The sequence below is a fragment of the Pyxidicoccus sp. MSG2 genome (assembly GCF_026626705.1).
Taxonomy (GTDB): domain Bacteria; phylum Myxococcota; class Myxococcia; order Myxococcales; family Myxococcaceae; genus Myxococcus.
The window spans coordinates 13,075,589-13,091,764 of record NZ_JAPNKC010000001.1 but is presented as its reverse complement, the minus strand read 5'-3'; the positions used below and the strand labels follow the sequence as shown (position 1 = coordinate 13,091,764).

The 16,176-nt window shown below is 67.6% G+C and carries 13 protein-coding genes; 8 read left to right on the top strand and 5 right to left on the bottom strand.

What is annotated here, in order from left to right; genetic code table 11:
* Nucleotides 1-196 precede the first annotated feature (196 nt).
* Nucleotides 197-1,330: a hypothetical protein gene (locus OV427_RS49470; protein ID WP_267863250.1), complete on the top strand. Its 1,134-nt coding sequence runs from the start codon at nucleotides 197-199 to the stop codon at nucleotides 1,328-1,330.
* 22 nt (nucleotides 1,331-1,352) lie between these two features.
* Here OV427_RS49470 and OV427_RS49465 read toward each other — a convergent pair whose 3' ends face one another.
* On the bottom strand, nucleotides 1,353-1,976 hold the full coding sequence (locus OV427_RS49465; RefSeq protein WP_267863249.1) for a hypothetical protein: 624 nt from the start codon (nucleotides 1,974-1,976) through the stop codon (nucleotides 1,353-1,355).
* A gap of 383 nt (nucleotides 1,977-2,359) precedes the next feature.
* Between OV427_RS49465 and OV427_RS49460 the strand changes: the two genes are divergently transcribed.
* Both OV427_RS49460 and OV427_RS49455 read left to right on the top strand, forming a co-directional pair.
* Nucleotides 2,360-2,512 (top strand): hypothetical protein, encoded by a 153-nt coding sequence (locus OV427_RS49460; RefSeq protein WP_267863248.1) that lies wholly within the window; start codon nucleotides 2,360-2,362, stop codon nucleotides 2,510-2,512.
* Nucleotides 2,513-2,579: 67 nt separating this feature from the next.
* Nucleotides 2,580-3,839 (top strand): hypothetical protein, encoded by a 1,260-nt coding sequence (locus tag OV427_RS49455; protein ID WP_267863247.1) that lies wholly within the window; start codon nucleotides 2,580-2,582, stop codon nucleotides 3,837-3,839.
* 54 nt (nucleotides 3,840-3,893) lie between these two features.
* On the opposite strand, the gene OV427_RS49450 is transcribed toward OV427_RS49455, so the two are convergent.
* From OV427_RS49450 to OV427_RS49440, 3 genes are all read right to left on the bottom strand, one after another.
* Nucleotides 3,894-7,793 (bottom strand): cadherin-like domain-containing protein, encoded by a 3,900-nt coding sequence (locus tag OV427_RS49450; protein WP_267863246.1) that lies wholly within the window; start codon nucleotides 7,791-7,793, stop codon nucleotides 3,894-3,896.
* A gap of 227 nt (nucleotides 7,794-8,020) precedes the next feature.
* Nucleotides 8,021-9,616, bottom strand: a complete 1,596-nt coding sequence (locus OV427_RS49445) for a hypothetical protein (protein ID WP_267863245.1) — start codon at nucleotides 9,614-9,616, stop codon at nucleotides 8,021-8,023.
* A complete protein-coding gene (locus OV427_RS49440) occupies nucleotides 9,613-10,485 on the bottom strand; it encodes an ABC transporter ATP-binding protein (RefSeq protein ID WP_267863244.1) in 873 nt (290 codons plus the stop codon). Before OV427_RS49440 ends, OV427_RS49445 begins: the two co-directional genes overlap by 4 nt.
* Nucleotides 10,486-10,497: 12 nt before the next feature.
* Here OV427_RS49440 and OV427_RS49435 point away from each other — a divergent pair, with 12 nt between their 5' ends.
* From OV427_RS49435 to OV427_RS49425, 3 genes are all read left to right on the top strand, one after another.
* Nucleotides 10,498-11,115 (top strand): hypothetical protein, encoded by a 618-nt coding sequence (locus OV427_RS49435; protein WP_267863243.1) that lies wholly within the window; start codon nucleotides 10,498-10,500, stop codon nucleotides 11,113-11,115.
* 152 nt (nucleotides 11,116-11,267) lie between these two features.
* A complete protein-coding gene (locus tag OV427_RS49430) occupies nucleotides 11,268-11,921 on the top strand; it encodes a PAAR-like domain-containing protein (protein WP_267863242.1) in 654 nt (217 codons plus the stop codon).
* 61 nt (nucleotides 11,922-11,982) lie between these two features.
* Entirely contained in the window at nucleotides 11,983-12,714 is a 732-nt protein-coding gene (locus OV427_RS49425) for a hypothetical protein (RefSeq protein WP_267863241.1), read from the top strand.
* Nucleotides 12,715-12,840: 126 nt separating this feature from the next.
* On the opposite strand, the gene hutH is transcribed toward OV427_RS49425, so the two are convergent.
* Nucleotides 12,841-14,367 carry a histidine ammonia-lyase gene (gene hutH / locus OV427_RS49420; RefSeq protein WP_267863240.1) on the bottom strand — a complete coding sequence of 509 codons (1,527 nt, stop codon included), beginning with the start codon at nucleotides 14,365-14,367 and terminating at the stop codon, nucleotides 12,841-12,843.
* Between the two features lie 110 nt (nucleotides 14,368-14,477).
* Between hutH and OV427_RS49415 the strand changes: the two genes are divergently transcribed.
* Both OV427_RS49415 and OV427_RS49410 read left to right on the top strand, forming a co-directional pair.
* Nucleotides 14,478-15,755 carry an aspartate kinase gene (locus OV427_RS49415; protein ID WP_267863239.1) on the top strand — a complete coding sequence of 426 codons (1,278 nt, stop codon included), beginning with the start codon at nucleotides 14,478-14,480 and terminating at the stop codon, nucleotides 15,753-15,755.
* 4 nt (nucleotides 15,756-15,759) lie between these two features.
* Nucleotides 15,760-16,176 (top strand): ComEA family DNA-binding protein, encoded by a 417-nt coding sequence (locus OV427_RS49410; RefSeq protein WP_267863238.1) that lies wholly within the window; start codon nucleotides 15,760-15,762, stop codon nucleotides 16,174-16,176.

The following is a 16,176-nucleotide window of genomic DNA, read 5'->3' as shown; positions in this document are numbered from 1 at the left end:
CTTGAAGCGAGCCGTTGACGTGTCAGGCCTCGTCCGGCGGGCCCACCTGACATGTCACGTATCCTCGGCGACGTCCTGGTGAAGACTGGAGGCACCCATGGCCCCGAGGAATCTGAACACCGGGCAGACCACTGTCTGTTTGACAGCGCGCCACGGCCCCTGGAAGGCTCCGCGCCCCTACGAGGGGGTATGCGTGATGTTGCTGATACTCGTCCTGGCGGTCGTGGCCACGGGTGTGGCCGTGTTCGTGATGTCTGGGAGCAAGCGCGGCACGAGCGATACGCTCTCGCTTGGCGGAAGCGCGCCCGCGATGGGGAATGCGGCGCCTCCTCCTCCCCAGCCCCTGCCTCCCGCGGATGAGCCGGACCCCGCGGTGGAGTTCGCGATGACCGCGGCCCTGCGGGACACCCGTGGCCCGGCCGTCCCCACCGTCACCACACCGCGCCTCACCTCGTTGCACATCATCGACAACGTGCACCCGCTCCATTTCGTCGCCACGCTCGGGCGGCGGATCGTCTTCGTCTTCCATCCCTACTCACCCAACCAGCTCGTGGGAGTCGAGCACCGGCTGGATGAGGACAGGAACGACACAGCTTCGATCTTCGACCACCTCGCTGAGCGCGTGCTCGAAGCCGGCCTGCCCGGCCTTCCGTCCCCCCGCGCCCAGGACGCCTTCCAGCCCCACACGCTGCGCACGCCCTCCATCCACATCCGTGCGCTGTTCGAAGACGGCAGGCGCTGGGCGGGCATGTACGGCGCGGAGGAGCTGAAGCAGCAGGGGCTTCCGGCCGAGCTCCTGGAACTGCTCCTGGACATGCGCGCGCTGGGCATGCAGCTGGTTCCGGATAGCATCAAGTCGCAGGGCGCCCGCCCGCCGCTGCGGCACTTCACCCTGTCGGACAAGGCCAGCCACCCTGGCTCCGAGTTCAGCGTCCTCGTGGACCCGAAAGAGATGGCCGGCATCTCCCTGCCTCCCGAGGAGAAGGGAGGAAAGGGCTCGACCTACCTCGTTGCGCCTACGGACAACCGGCAGCTGCTCCAGAAGCTGGCCGGACGGATTGATGGGCTCATCGACCTCTACCGGCTCTTCTCCCTCACGCCCTTCCAGGGGGAGCGCGCGCTCGGGGTGGATGCACAGAAGGAGGCCGCCTTCATGGCGCGCATCGCCATTGGCGACGGTAAGCAGTACTGGGCCACCATGCTCGACCCGGCGGACATCGCCCGGGGCGCGCTGCCGCCGTTCCTCTCCGCCTTCTCGAGGGACGTCCGCGCCCTGGCCACCGCGACGGCGCGGGCCGGCGTGGCGGATCCGGTGAAGGTGATTTCCTAGAGGAGGCGCTCCGGCAGTCGAATCAGAAGGGATCGTCCCCCGACGGGAAGTTGTCGAAATCAATTTCCCTGGCATCCGGCCGAGGTGGCTGCTCTGGCAGCGGAAGCCGCGCTGGCAAACCCATCCAAGAAGTGTTGTTGATGGGGGCCGCTGCCTCGTCCCAGCGAAACTCGGTCCCTTCGCCTGGATCTGGATAGCTGATGCCGCCCAGGCGTCGCGCGAAGTCGACGTGAGCCCACTCGTCGTCTGGTGGATACGTGTCGCCCGGGAAAGGGGATGGTTCTTCGCCGTCCTCGATGACCGCGGACCTGAGCGCAGCCTCATAACGTCGGAACAGGTCGGGTTCGACTCCGAACAGTGAAGCGGCCCGCTCGACATTCCCGTAGAGGGTGGGCTCGGGCAGCGAGTAGACGGCCATCCCCGCGAGTTCTTCTCCGAGGTCGAAGATCGAGTAGCTCCAGGTCCCCTCGAACACGAAGAACGACACGGTCACGCACTTCAGTTCCTGGGAAACCGCCTGAGCCCAGTGGGACACCGCGAGAAATTCCCAGCCAAGCAGCACCGCGCTCGTGAACACGGGGACGGGTGGAGTCTTCTTGAAGAGACCCTTGAGTGTCCCGAGCGCACCCGGTTTTTCAGCTGCCACGCACCGCGCGACTCGAAACCCTTCTGGAATTTCTCCCTTCGCGGCTCGCGGTCGCAACTTCTGCAAGACGGGGATGAGATCTGCGTCCGTTCGTGCAGCAAACCATCCAAGCTTTATCGCCACGATTGAACCTCACTGGTCGACTGGTATCGCCCTGCATTGGTGGTGGTAGCGCTCGATGCTGACGGTGTGCTCCCAGGCGACCTCCTTGACCCGGAGCGTCCTCGTCCTCTCGGGGCGGCTTGTCCCTGCGCGGGTGGTGTCTGCGCGGGCTTCGTCGCCGACTTGCCCAGGTTCATCCACACGGGCCCGCAGCAGCCGAAGAACGCCATGATGAGGACCCGGAAGATGCAGCCGCGTCTATACCATGGGGAGCTCGGTTCATGCCGCGTCGGCTTGACCTGGACCGCCTCCTGCGAGCCGAGCTGTGGCAGGGGCCTCCCACCGCGCAGGGACCCACGGGGGCCGGACGCACGCGGATGACCAATCAGCAGGACAACCGGAAGTTGACGTTCGTCATGCCCAAGGCCTGCTAGGTTGTCGCGCTCGTCGATTCCCTGTTTTTCGGGGAGATCCGGCGCTTTGATATCACACGGAGGAAACATGTTCTCTTCGATGGGTCGAATCCAACGATCGTCCGCGCGGATGTCGCTCGTCGCGGTCCTGCTCGGGCTCGCGGTGCTCCTGCCCGGAGCGGCCGGAGCACAGACCTGGCAGACGCTGCTCGATGATTCCGCTTCGCTCGCGTCATGGAGCCACATGACCGCGTTCAACGACGGCAGCGCGGCGCTGGTCTCCCGAGACTACCTACCGGGATATACGGGAGCCGGCGTTTTCTTCCGCAAGCTCCAGGGCGGCTCCTGGTCCTCGCCGGAGCGCATCGACGGAGGACTGCCGACCTACAACGGCCGCACGGCGGAGGTGATGGGGCGGGTCTTCGTGGGGTCCGCCAACAAGAGCTCGCTCGGCGCGGCGCCGGTGGTGGTGATCATCTCCGCGCGGTATTCGCGCGCGATTCTCGACGCCGACGGTCTGATGTACGCGCTCTTCGTGAAGAGCTGGAATGGATCGTCGTGGAGCGCTTGGACACGCATCACGCCGGTGGGAATCGTCAATGACGTCAGCGCCGACGTCGATGGCCAGGGACGGGTCTGGTACACGTGGAACGACGGCGACAACCTCACCAACGGACAGTATCGACTGTCCTCGTACGACCTCGCGACTGCTTGCTCCGGCGCGGTCCATACGCTCGACAGCGCGTCGCGGACCCTGACCTGGCGCAGCACGAGTCTGGTGATTGCGCCGGATGCGATCTGGGTGACGTACCGGGCTCCGGATGGAATCTACGCACGGCGGCTCGCCAATCAGGGCGCAGGCCCGCTCGGGCCGCGGCTCTCGGTGCAGCTGGGATTCCCGTCCGGGCAGATGTCGGCCTGGGTCGACGGTACCTTGTGGGTGACCACGGAGAGTCCGCTGCGCCTGTATCGGATGAGCAGCAGCGGGTCGTTCATCCAGGAGGCGATCGGGGGGCTGACCTCCTATTACGAGGAGACAGAGTCGTCGATCGAATCGATCGATCACTATCTGCCCGTGGTCGCGCAGCGGCCGGGGAGCGGGCTGGTGTTGATCGCGGCGCGCCAGTATCACTTCGAGGACTGGAACGACTCGACGAACGATTTCGACGAGAGCTCGCTGGTCGCGGTCGAGCGTTCGTCGGCGGGAGTCTGGTCGGGACCGGTGACGCTCGATTCGGACGAGAGCTGGTCGGAGATCGGAAACGCGGCGTCGACGAGCGCAGCCGGGCTCTTCATCGGAGGCACGAAGTCCAGCGGCGCCGTGTTCGTCCTCCGGCGGCTTCCGTAACCGACGCACGAAGCCCGGGCGCTGAAGAGACGAAGGGCCTGGAAAGGCCCTTCGTCAGCAGCCTGGCAGGGGTCGACGGCGGCGGGACCCGCGGGCCATCAGTCCGAGGGCCGCCAGGAGTAGCGGCGCGGCGGGCGCCGTGCTTGGTACCGGGTTGCAGCCGCAGCCCGACACGTCGGGAGGATTGCCGACGGGAGGCGGCTCTGTGCCCGCGTCATTGCCCTGCGGGCCCGCATCCGGGACACCCGAGTCCACGGAGCCCGCGTCCGTTTCCTCGCCGGCATCCGGGGGGCCGGCATCCGGGGGGCCGGCATCCGGTTCACCCGCGTCAGTCCCTCCATCCGTGGAGCCCGCGTCTGCCGTGTCCTCGTTCTCGATGGTGAACGCACGCGCGGGGGAAGCGGCGCTGGCGACGTCGTGCGAGTCCACGGCCTTGACGCTCCAGGAATAGTTCCCCGGAGGCAACTGCTCGCCATCGACCAGGGGCCGACGTGTCTCCGCCGTACGGTGGAGGCGAAGGCGGGTGTCCCCCTGGAAGATTTCCAGGTCATAGCTGAGGGCATCGCCATCTGCGTCCGTGGAGGGTTGCCACTGGAACGTGACGAGCCCGCTCGTGAGCAGCGCGTCCTCGGCTGGAGCGAGGAGCAGGGGCACGGAGGGCACGTCATTCACGGAGGTCACCTGAAGCGTCACGGTGGCGATTGCCGAGAAGAACTCTCCATCCGACACCCGGAAGGTGAAGCTGTCCGGCCCGAAGGAGTGAGCCGCGGGCGTATAGGTCCGGCTGTCGCCGGTGCCCGTCAGCACACCGTGACGCGGCGGCGACACGAGGTCGTAGGTCAGGCTCTGACCCTCCGGATCCATCGCGTGGAGCAACACAGACAGGGGTGTGTCCTCCGGCGTGGACAGGGAGAGGGACTCCGCCGAGGGCGGCCGGTTGTCGCTGAACGTCACGAGCCGTCCGCGAATGCGACGATCCCAGAAGGGTTCAGAGTTGGCGTCGACGTCATAGACCACGAGGGCCGTCCGACCGTCTCCAGAAACCACCGCGGGTGTCTCCTCGGGCTCGGGGTTGCCCGAGATGACGAAGCCCTGCGACTCGCGCACCAGGCCCGCGCCCGTCACCCGGGCTCCCTGGATGTTGGGGTCGCTCGTGGAGACCCGATGGTCCTGCCAGACGACGAGATACTCGGTCCCCAGCGAGGTGATGGAGGGAAGCTGCTGCCAGCGGGTCGCCGTCGAGATGGCGATGCTCTCCGGGTCGAGCACCTCACCCGTGCTCGCCACTCTTGCCCCGTAGACGTCGGACGAGCTGCTCCTGCGGAAATCTCCCCAGACCACGAGGTAGTCCGTGCCGTTGGAGGCCACCGCGGGATTCCGCTGATTGTCATTCGCCGTGGTGATGGCGATTCCCGCCGGGTCCACCACGGCCCCGGCGTTCGTCACGCGCGCGCCATAGATGTCGGCGGTGCTGTTTCGACTGTCGGACCAGACGACAAGGTAGTCCGTGCCATTGGATGCCACCTTCGGGTCGTCCGGAAAGCTCTCGGGGTTTTCGCAGATGCGCAGCTCGGAGGCATCCAGGGCCTCACCCTCGCTCGAGATCCGGACGCCCACGACTCGTGAGCCCGGCTCGGTGAGCCGACTCGCGGTGAAGGCGACGAGATAGTCCGTACCGTTCGAGGCGATGGATGGCGAAATGACGAATGGGAGCGACGCTGGAGAGATGGGACGTCCCTGGGGATGCAGCACCTGGCCCTGGCTCGTGACGCGTGTGCTGACGAAGCGAGACTCGGCCCCGCGTTGGGCCTTCCAGACGACGAGGTAGTCCGTCCCATTCGATGCCACCACCGGGCCGTATCCGCCGCCTCCCGCGGACGAGAGGTCGATGGCGAGCCCCGACGTGTCCAGCACCTCTCCGGTGGCGGAGACCCGCACGGCGATGATGTTCTCGCCGTTGTCCCGGTTGTCGTACCAGACGACGAGGTACTGGGTGCCATTGGAGGCGACAGCGGGTGTCCGTTGCCTGCTGGCGGACGTCACGAGTGGAATGCCTGGCGCATCCGAGCCTTCCCCCGCGAGCGTCACCCGCATGCCGCGGAGGGAGGACCCACCACTCCAGGCAATGAAGTAGTCCAACCCGTTGAAGGTCAGCGCCGGAGCATCATACTTGCTGCTATAGGAAGAGAGTCTCAGGCCCTCTGGGTCCAGCACCGTTCCAATGGGCGAGACGCGTGCGGCATGGAGTTCCGCATCGAAGCTGACCGAGCGGGTATCCGTCCAGGAGACGAGATAACCCGTGCCATCGGACGCCACCGCCGGCAGGGCCTGCTGGCCAGTCGTCGCGGAGACGGCGATGCCAGAGCTGTCCTCCACCGCACCCGTGCTGCTTGTCACCCGTGCCGCGAAGACGTCTCCCTCCGCGTCGCTGCGCCTGTCCGTCCAGGCGACGAGGTAGTCCGTACCGTTCGAGGCCACCGCCGGATTGCGATGGGACTTCTCACCCGTGGCAATGGCGATGCCCTGCGGGTCCTGCACGGTCCCCGTGCTCGTCACTCGCGTTCCGTAGATGTCGCCCACGCCATTGTCGCGCTCGTCATCCCAGACGACCAGGTAGTCCGTGCCGTTGGACGCCATGTCGGATTCGGGGATGAGGCTCTTCGTGTTCGTGGCGAGCGTCAGTCCCGCCGGGTCCAGGATGGTCCCCGTGCCGGACAGCCGGGTGCCGCGCAGGCTAGCGAGTGAGGCGGTGTTGTTCCTCCAGGCGACGAGATAGTCCGTCCCATTCGAGGCCACCGATGCAGCGAGCTGCTGCGTGTTTTCATCGGGAAGGATGACGAACGGCGCGATGTCCGGCTGTGCGTCGCTGGATGAAACGCGCGTGGCCTGGGCCTGGTGGGTTCCACCTCCCATCGGAGCCGACCAGACCACCAGATAGTCCGTGCCGTTGGAGGCCACCTTGGGACGGTCGGGGGTGACTGTGCCGTTCGTGAAGCGAAGGCCCCAGACATCCTGGACGACTCCCGCGCTCGTGACGCGTGTGCCGTAGAGCTGGTACGTCCCCTGGCGGTAGTCCTTCCAGGCGACGAGGTGGTTCGAGCCATTCGAGGCCACCGCGGGCTCATCCAGCAGGGTGGACAAGGGACCGGGGACGGGCTGGTCCATGCCGAACTCCGGGGAGATGACGGGCGCCACGGTGGCGGGGAACGTGGTCGACGCCAGCACCGCCGCCGGCACGCGAAGCTGGATGTCGCCCGCGACATACCGCGCCTGGAGCGGCGTGCTCCGACCCGAGGCCTCTACCCAGGCCGTGTGGCCATAGCGGAAGCCCAGGCCCGTGCGCGCATCCTTGAAGTGGAGTCCCGATGCGCTGTCTCCGGAATACGCCAGGCCCTTCGCGGACAGTGCCAGCGTCAGGTCGCCTCTCCCTCCAGGTTCGGAGGAAAAGCCCCACTCCTGCCGGACGCCTTCCTCCGTGTTTCGAATCGTTTCAACGAAGCCTTCTCGCGTGAGGGCGAGATGGCCGGCCTGTTCCAGCCGTCCCTGGACCTCGCCCGCTGGAGCGGGCCGGGACCCGCGATGCCAGCGCATGGCGCCGAGCGAGAGGGGCGCGCCCTTCACGACCGCGCCGGTGTCACGGGCGCGCTGGGCGGAGACCTCCCCTCGTGTGACGCGTGGATGTGACACAGGAGTGAGCGTCAGCCCGTCCACCCCCGCGCGCACCCCGTAGGTGGTGTGTCCGCCACTCCAGCCCGCGCCGTCGGGCCGGAAGGCGAAGTGGACCTGCCGAATCACGGCGGACACGTCGAAGGGAACGCTGGTTTCGGGAGGCGCCGAGACCGCCGCGCCCGGCGAGTCATTCTCTGGCGCGGAGGACGTCTGACACGAGAGCAGCGTCAGTGCGATGAGCATCCCGAACAACGGTTGCGGCCGTGCTGCGAGGGAAGGGGACATGGTGCGGAGTCTGCCGGGAGGAGTGTCTGCCCCGGGGCCGTCCGGTGCTCGGCGCCAGGGGCCTTTTCGACAACGGGCCACCAGGCGCAGCATGTGCAATCGAGTTGGAGATGAATCATCATGGTTCTTACATCTTTGAGGCATGAACCATGAGCTTGACCGGTCCGTGCCCCTCCAGCTCCACGCCGCATCGGTCAGAGACGCCGGAGGGCACACCGAGGGCACATTCAAGCTCGCATCGACAGCCAACGACCAATCGGTCCAAATCCGCGGGGCTCATTCCTCACAGCCCCGGCCACCATGACGGTCAGACCGAACGCCAGAGTTCCTAGCACCGACCCAGCCGTGGCCACTCCGTTGAAGCCAACCATGTCGAGCATGGGAACCTGCGTGGCGTTGAGCGCGACATAGAAGCCGAACAGGAACAGCGCCAGGAAGGTCCGCGGGGTGTTCGTGCAACGGCCCAACAGGCTGGCGAGCGCGCTCAGACTGAAGGTGCCCACGACCACGGCGCAGGCGCGTACCGGATCGGCCGACGCCCAGCGCACCGCGATTGCGCCCATGAAGAGCAGGCCGAGGACGAAGGTGGCGGCGAGCTGGCGCACGTAGCGCATCGGGATACCGCCCTGGACGGCACCCGTCAGCAGCGGCGTGCCCGACTGGTGGTCGCGCGTGCTGACCTCGCTGACGAGGATCGCCCAGAAGGCCACTGCCGCCGACAGGACGGCAGCGAGCTTGTCGGCGGGAAGCACCAGAGACGCGGCCAGGGACAGCAGCAGCGCGGCGATTGACGAGGGGGAGACCGTCAAGGTCAACGCGACCTCGGCGACCATCTGCCCTGAAGAGCCAGGCAACAGGGAAGCCAGACGGAACATCGGCCGCACCAGCTTCGTGAGCGATCGGAGTCGCCCGTTGATGACCTCGAGGGGGGAGCGGCGCTTGCGCGACTGGCGGTCCTTCACGCGGTCCGGCGAGAAGCGGTGGAACAGCACCGTCGCGGGCAGCAGCGGCAGCAGGGCCAGTACAGCGGAGCCCGTGCGCGCCAGGAGGGCCGACCGGGTCCACAGCAGGTCGGGCAGGGTGATTGGCGGGAGGCTCGCATCGAACGAGGCCATGCCCAGGGAAACCTGGCTCGTGTGCAGGATGGCCTGCAGCCTTGCCATTCCGGCCGCGACGCCCAGGAAGTCGAGGACCTGGATGCCCACGCCCTCAGGGGCGCTGGCGTCGAGCTGCGACGAGAGCGACAGCAACGCCACCCAGAGGATGAAGAACAGGATGTCGCCGCGCTTGCCCATCAGGGGCGCCCAGCTGTCGAACAGCACCGCGCAGCTGGCGGCGAAGAACACGGTCGGCAGCAGCAGCAGGCCAAAGGTGTACAGGTAGATCAACGGCTGGAGCGGCCCCTCGCCGCGCAGGAGATCGAGCACCATCGTGGCGGTCATGAAGGCGACGACGAGCGCACCGAGAGAGGCGACGCCTCCCAGCCACCGCGCGAACAGGAACTGGCCGTTGCCCACCGGCGTCGCGGCAATCACCCCGCCCGTGCCGGTGCGCAGGTCCTCGCCGATGCGTCCACGCAGGAGGAAGAAGCCGACGAGCCCGAACAGCAGTCCTCCGAGCGAGGCGCTGCCCAGCGCCAGCGCGGAGCTGGTGTAGCGCACGCGCGCCTCGCCCACGGCCATCAACGTCTCGCCGCCCGTGGGGGCTGGGATCATCATCCAGCTGAGGGCGACCACCGCGAGCAGCGCCACGAGGCTGGACAGGCGCCGCATGCGCAGGCGCATCTCCAGCCGCGCCATCGTCTTGAGCAGGTGGCCATTCATGCTGCCCGCTCCTGCACCGCGTATCGCTGGGCCATCAGCGCCTCCTCGAGGCTGGGCTCGGCCGCCAGGGCGCCAGGGCAAGGCGGCTGCGCATGCGCGATGCGCAGAGCGATGCGGCCGCTGCCCTGACGCTGAGCCTGCAGGACGTGCACGCGAGCGCGCAGCTCCGCGTACTCCCCGTCCGCGACCTGGGCCGACCAGATCTGCCCCCGGGCGTTCTGGAGGATCGCCTCAGGCGTCTCGAAGGCGATGAGCCGCCCCGCGCGCAGGATGGCGAGCTGGCTCGCGATGCTCTCCACGTCGGAGACGATGTGGGTCGAGAGGAGGACCAGCTTGCGGAAGCCGAGCTCGGCGAGCAGGTTCCGGAAGCGCAGGCGCTCCTCGGGGTCGAGCCCCGCGGTGGGCTCGTCGACGATGAGGATGTCGGGGTCGTTGAGCAGCGCCTGGGCGATGCCGAGGCGCCGCTGCATCCCGCCGGAGAATGCGGCCGCCGGCCGGTGGGCCTGGTCGTGCAGGTTGACCAGCTCGAGCAGGTGGCGGATGCGGGCAGGGTCGCGCACCCCCTTGAGCGCGGCGAAATATTGCATGAACTCGAGCGCGGTCAGGTTCGGATAGACGCCGAACTCCTGTGGCAGGAAGCCGAGCCGGCGCCGGATGGCCTCCGGATTCTTCACGAGGTCCACGCCGTCGAAGAGGATCTGCCCGCGGGTGGGCCGGGTCAGCGTGGCGATCATCTGCATCAAGGTGGTCTTCCCGGCGCCGTTGTGGCCGATGAGGCCCACCACCCCGCGCTCGAGCGTCAGCGAGACGTCCGCCACGGCGGTGACGGCTCTTCCGTAGGTCTTCACGACGTTGCGAACTTCGAGCATGGAGGTTCTCGCGTGGGCGCAGTCTGTGCGGTGCACTGCTGGCTACGCGGTGACTCGCGCTCCATTGCGTCCGTGTCCCTCACACCGGTCCGCTCCCACGCGGCGGCGCGGCTGCACCTGGGGCGCCAGAATCCGGACGGGAGGATTCCCGGGGAGGCGGCGGGCTTCGTCGCACTGGCCCGTTCGGGGGCGTCCAGGACGCTGGGCCTGGAGGCCATGGGAGTCCTGCTGGGCACGGCGCTCGCGGTGGAGCCCCGGCCCTTCACGCGGCGGGAGCCCAGCCTGGCGGAGGGACTGACGGAAGCACTCCAGGTCCTCCGGCGCGACGCGGTGGCGGGTGCAAGCAGGGTGGATGGCGTCCTGGCCTGCCAACCGGGAGAGTCCTTCTGGGGCACCGAATTCACCCGGGCGTACCTGCGCAATGCCGCGCTGATGCCCGAGCCCCTCCGAGTGGGAGTGGCAGGCGAAGGACTGGGGGATGCCGGAGCAGGCGCTGGTCCTGTCATGATGGGCGTGGCGCTGCACCGGGCGAGGTGGCGGGATGGCGGGCCGCGTAGGACACTGGTCTACGGGTGTGCCGACGGTGGGCGGGTCGGCGCCTGCGTCGTGGAAATGATTCCGAAGAACTGAAGAGGATCCATGAGCAAGGTCTTCGCCAATGGCCGCTCGATTCTGCACAAGGGCGCCGGCAACACGCATGTGTCGGCCGCGCCAGACGTCTGCAAGGTGCCGACGCCGGCGGTGCCCGTGCCCACGCCCTCGTCAACTCGGCCCAGGACTCGATGCTCGCGAAGGGGAGCAAGAAGACGACGATTGAAGGCAACCCGGTGGCGCTGACGAGCTCCGAGCTAAGCACCAGTTCCGGAGACGAACCAGGGACGGCCGGCGGCCTCCTCTCCTCCAAGTTCAAGGGGAAGATGACCTGGGGCAGCGGCAGCACGGACGTGAAGGTCGAAGGCAAGGGCGTGGTGCGATTCCTCGACCCGACGCTGCACAACGGCAACACCTTCAACACGTCGTTCATCGCCATGGGCGGCACCGGCCTGGCCTACGGGGATGACACGCCGTGCACGGCCTGCAACAAGTCGGTGGACACGCATCAGGTGCTCGAAACGCCGGAAGTCGTGGGCCACGTGGAGATGGTGTTCGTGGAGTTGATGAAGCGCTTCAACGCGCAGCGGCCCCACCTCAACAGGTACCTTCAGCTCCGGGAGAAGCGGAACGCGGTGGAGCGCAGGTCCGTCGAGAAGGCCAAGGAGGCGGCGATTCCCCTGGCCTCCAGGAAGAGCAGGGTGGGTGAGCTGCTCACCCAGCTCAAGTCGAAGGACGTGGCGAACAAGGGGGCCATCACCGCCGAGCTCGGCCCGCTTCAAGCTGAAATCAAGGAAGCGGAAGAGACGATCAAGAAGCAGCGGGTGGAGGGTCCCCTCCTGTGAGGCCTGCCAGAGCCTCACCCCCGAAATGCTGTGTGACAACAGCAAGGAATGCGCCTGAGCCATGGACGAACTGTTAGCACTGCTCGAGCGCTACGCTCCCGGCTACGGCGGTCAAATCGAGGGCTATCCGGACGTGCTCGTGGACGAGCTGGAGGAGGTCTTCGGTCGTCCGCTCCCGGCCGTCTACCGGAACTTCGCCCAGGTCATGGGGACGCGCGGAGGGCCGCTCCTGGCCCCTGTACGCTCCTTCGACCCCATCCTCGATGTCGCCGCTCTCTACAGGCTCGCTCCCAAGGGAGAACTGCCACCAAGGCGGTTTCTCTTCATCTTCGGAGACCCGGACCCTCTGGCCCCCCATCATTACTGGCTCGACCTGGAGTCTCCTTCCGAGGAAGGAGACTGTCAGGTGGTGCGAATGCCCTTCGGTGCGGACTCCTGGAAGACGAAGCTGCACCGGGAGGCCATCAGCCTTCGGGAGATGCTCTTCCTCTGGGCGATGGAGCACGTCCACCTGCCCACCCTCCCTCATCAGGTCAGCTACCTGCGCGGAGAGGGACGCACGACTCCCGGTGCCGAGGACCTCGTGCGCCTCCTCGAGAAGATGGGCTTCGCCCGACTCGCCTACCCCCGACACAGCATGCTTTTCGAGCGGGATGGGGCAGCGGCACGTCTGTACCGCCCTCCCGACAGCCCCCACTTCACCCTTCGCGTGGGCATGCACCGTCCCGAGGAGTTGAAGCGTTTCCAGATGCTCCTCGAGGACAACACGGACCTGGTGAAGTCCCCTTTCTAGTTTCTGGAGACATCTTGGAGTCGGAGATCACGCCAATGGAGAAGTCCGGGCGCTGAAAGACGAAGGGCCTGGAATCTTCGAGGTTTCCCTCTCGATTCCAGGCCCTTTCTATTGGCGACGAGGACGTCAGGCCGTGGCGGACTTCACCGCCGCGTGCAGCGCGCCCGAGTCGATGAGCTGGCTCACCGCCTCGATGTCCTTGTGCAGCTCACGATCCCTGTCCATGTGAGGAACCTTCGAGCGCACCAGCTCATACGCCGCCAGCGCGCCCTTGCCCGGCTTCACCGGCAGCCGGAAGTCCAGCGCCTGCGCCGCGCAGAGCACCTCAATGGCCAGACACGAGCGGGTGAAGTCACTCACCTGTCTGCCCTTGAGCGCCGCCGTCATGCCCATGGACACGTGGTCCTCGCGGCCCGCGGAGGACGGAATCGAGTCCACCGACGCCGGGTGGCTCAGCACGCGGGACTCGGCCACCAGCGCCGCGCTCGTCACCTGCGCAATCATGAAGCCCGAGTTCAACCCCGAGTTCTTCGCCAGGAACGCCGGCAGCCCCGACAGCGACGGGTTCACCAGCTGCTCCACGCGCCGCTCGCTGATGGACGACAGCTGCGTCAGCGCCATCGCCACCACGTCCATCGCCAGGGAGATGGGCTGCCCGTGGAAGTTGCCGCCCGAGACAATCCGCTCCGTCTCCGTGAACACCAGCGGGTTGTCCGTCGCGCTGTTCACCTCCACCTCGAGGATGCGCCGCGCGAAGGCCATGCCCTCTCGCGCCGCGCCGTGCACCTGCGGCATGCAGCGCAGCGAGTAGGGGTCCTGCACCTTGCTGCAGTTGACGTGCGTCTCCACCAGCTCGCTGCCCGCGAGAATCCGCCGCAGGTGCGCAGCGCAGTCCTTCTGGCCCGGGTGCGCCCGCACGTCGTGAATCTCGGGGATGAACGGCTTGTGGCTGCCCAGCAGGCCCTCCAGCGTCATCGCACCCGCCACGTCCGCGATGTCCGCCAGCGTCTCCGCGCGGAGCTGGAGCAGCGTGCCCACCGCGCACATGGCCTGCGTGCCGTTCACCAGCGCGAGGCCCTCCTTGGCCTCCAGCACCACCGGCTGCAGTCCGGCCTTCTCCAATGCCTGACGCGCCGGCATCCGCTGGCCCTGGTGGAAGGCCTCGCCCTCGCCGATGAACACCAGCGCCAGGTGCGCCAGCGGCGCCAGGTCGCCTGAGGCGCCCACGCTGCCTCGCTCGGGCACCACCGGCACCACGTCCCGGTTCAGCATGTCCAGCGCCAGGCCCAGCGTCTCCGGGCGGATGCCGGAGTAGCCCTTGGCCAGCACGTTGCACCGCAGCAGCAGCAGCGCCCGGGCCTCCGGGAGGGGCAGGGGCGTGCCCACGCCGCATGCATGCGAGAGGATGAGGTTGCGCTGAAGGTCCCGAAGGTCCTTCTTGTCGATGCGGACCTCGGCCAGCGTGCCGAAGCCCGTGTTGATGCCGTAGGACGGGGTGTCCCCGGCGGCGACCCGGTCCACCAGGGCGCGCGAGGCGCGGACGCGGGTGGCCGCCGCGGGGGCCAGCTCCACGGTGGCCTCGTTCCGGGCCACCTGGAGGATTTCCTCCAGCTTGAGGGTGTCACCGTCGATGAGGATACGAGCGCGAGACATTGGGGCTCCAAAGGGGTGCGTAAACGCCAGAATGCCGGCTGCGGGCGCTTTACACCCGAGGGCGCTGCTCGTATAGCTCCCGCCGACTGAAGAGGGAGGTCGCAGGCGCCGTGGCACTAATCGTCCAGAAGTATGGCGGTACCTCGGTGGGAAACGTCGACCGCATCAAGAACGTCGCCCTCCGCTGCCTGGCCGCCCAGGAAGCAGGGCATGACGTCGTGGTCGTCGTCTCGGCGATGTCGGGTGAGACGAACCGCCTGCTCAAACTCGTGGCACAGATCACCGACCGGCCCGACGAGCGCGAGCAGGACGTGATTGTCGCCACCGGTGAGCAGGTCTCCATCGGCCTCGTGGCCCTGGCCATCCAGGCCCAGCAGGGGAAGGCCACCAGCTTCCTCGGCCACCAGGTCCGAATCGTCACCGACAGCACCTTCTCCAAAGCGCGCATCAAGAGCATCGACGCGCAGCCCATCCGCGCTGCCCTGTCCAAGGGCCACATCGTCGTGGTCGCCGGCTTCCAGGGCGTGGACGAGGAGGGCAGCGTCACCACGTTGGGCCGTGGAGGCTCGGACACCACGGCGGTGGCGGTGGCCGCGGCGCTCCAGGCCGATGCGTGTGAGATCTACACGGACGTGGACGGCGTCTACACCACCGACCCGAACATGGTCCCCGCCGCGCGCAAGCTGGACCGCATCACCTACGAGGAGATGCTCGAGCTGGCCAGCGTGGGGGCCAAGGTGCTGCAGATCCGTTCCGTCGAATTCGCCATGAAGTACAAGGTGCCGCTCTGGGTGAAGTCGTCCTTCACCGATGACCCCGGCACTCTCGTGTGTGAGGAGGACAAGTCCATGGAGGACGTGCTGGTCCGCGGAGTCGCCTACGACCGGAACGAGGCGAAGATCACCGTGTGCGGCGTGCCAGATGTTCCGGGCGCGGCGGCGAAGATCTTCGGCGCGCTCGACGAGAAGCACATCGTGGTGGACCTCATCGTCCAGAATCCGGCGCGGGATGGCCGGACGGACCTGACCTTCACGGTGGGCAAGACGGACTTCGCCAAGGCTCAGGAGCTGGTGAAGGACGTCGCGCAGGACATCCAGGCCGCGGGCATCGAGACGGACGACAACATCGCGAAGGTGTCCATCGTCGGCGTGGGCATGCGCAACCACTCGGGCGTGGCGGCGCGCATGTTCCAGGCGCTGTCGTCGGAGGGCATCAACATCCAGATGATCTCCACGTCGGAGATCAAGGTGTCGTGCGTGGTCCACTCCAAGTACACGGAGCTGGCCGTGCGTGCGCTGCACACCGCCTTCGGGCTGGATCAGCCGATGCCTCCCGAGGGCGTCTCCGCCGTCTCCGAGACGGCCGCCCTCAAGGGCGAGAAGGTCTGAGTCCGTGGCGGGCCGCACCGCCGCGCTCGCCGTCGCCGCGCTGGGGGTGATGGGGCTGGGCGCGGTGGCCCGCCTGCAGTGGCCCGACTCCGCCCCGGCGCTGGACTGCGCGCCGGAGGCGGTGCGGATTGGCGCGGACGGGGTGGCCACCTGCGGGGAGGGGAGCGCGCCGTCGGGGGCGCAGGCCCTGGCCCTGGGCCGCCGGTTGGACCTCAACTCCGCCACGGAGGAGGAGCTTGCCCTCCTGCCGGGCGTGGGGCCTGCGTTGGCCCGGCGCCTCGTCGAGGCCCGTGAGGACGGTGGTGGCTTCGCGAGCTGGGATGCGGTGGATGACGTCCCGGGCGTGGGTGCTGCCAAGTTGCAGACCCTCCAGGCGGCCACGTCACTGGGAGCCGCTCCGGACGCCGGGCCCGTGTGGTAA

Bases quoted from the DNA above. Each gene is read 5' to 3' on its own strand.
- OV427_RS49460 (WP_267863248.1), top strand. From the start codon at position 2,360: ATGCCGCGTCGGCTTGACCTGGACCGCCTCCTGCGAGCCGAGCTGTGG.
- OV427_RS49430 (WP_267863242.1), top strand. From the start codon at position 11,268: ATGCTCGCGAAGGGGAGCAAGAAGACGACGATTGAAGGCAACCCGGTG.
- OV427_RS49450 (WP_267863246.1), bottom strand. From the start codon at position 7,793: ATGTCCCCTTCCCTCGCAGCACGGCCGCAACCGTTGTTCGGGATGCTC.
- OV427_RS49470 (WP_267863250.1), top strand. From the start codon at position 197: ATGTTGCTGATACTCGTCCTGGCGGTCGTGGCCACGGGTGTGGCCGTG.
- OV427_RS49445 (WP_267863245.1), bottom strand. From the start codon at position 9,616: ATGAATGGCCACCTGCTCAAGACGATGGCGCGGCTGGAGATGCGCCTG.
- OV427_RS49425 (WP_267863241.1), top strand. From the start codon at position 11,983: ATGGACGAACTGTTAGCACTGCTCGAGCGCTACGCTCCCGGCTACGGC.
- hutH (WP_267863240.1), bottom strand. From the start codon at position 14,367: ATGTCTCGCGCTCGTATCCTCATCGACGGTGACACCCTCAAGCTGGAG.
- OV427_RS49440 (WP_267863244.1), bottom strand. From the start codon at position 10,485: ATGCTCGAAGTTCGCAACGTCGTGAAGACCTACGGAAGAGCCGTCACC.
- OV427_RS49455 (WP_267863247.1), top strand. From the start codon at position 2,580: ATGTTCTCTTCGATGGGTCGAATCCAACGATCGTCCGCGCGGATGTCG.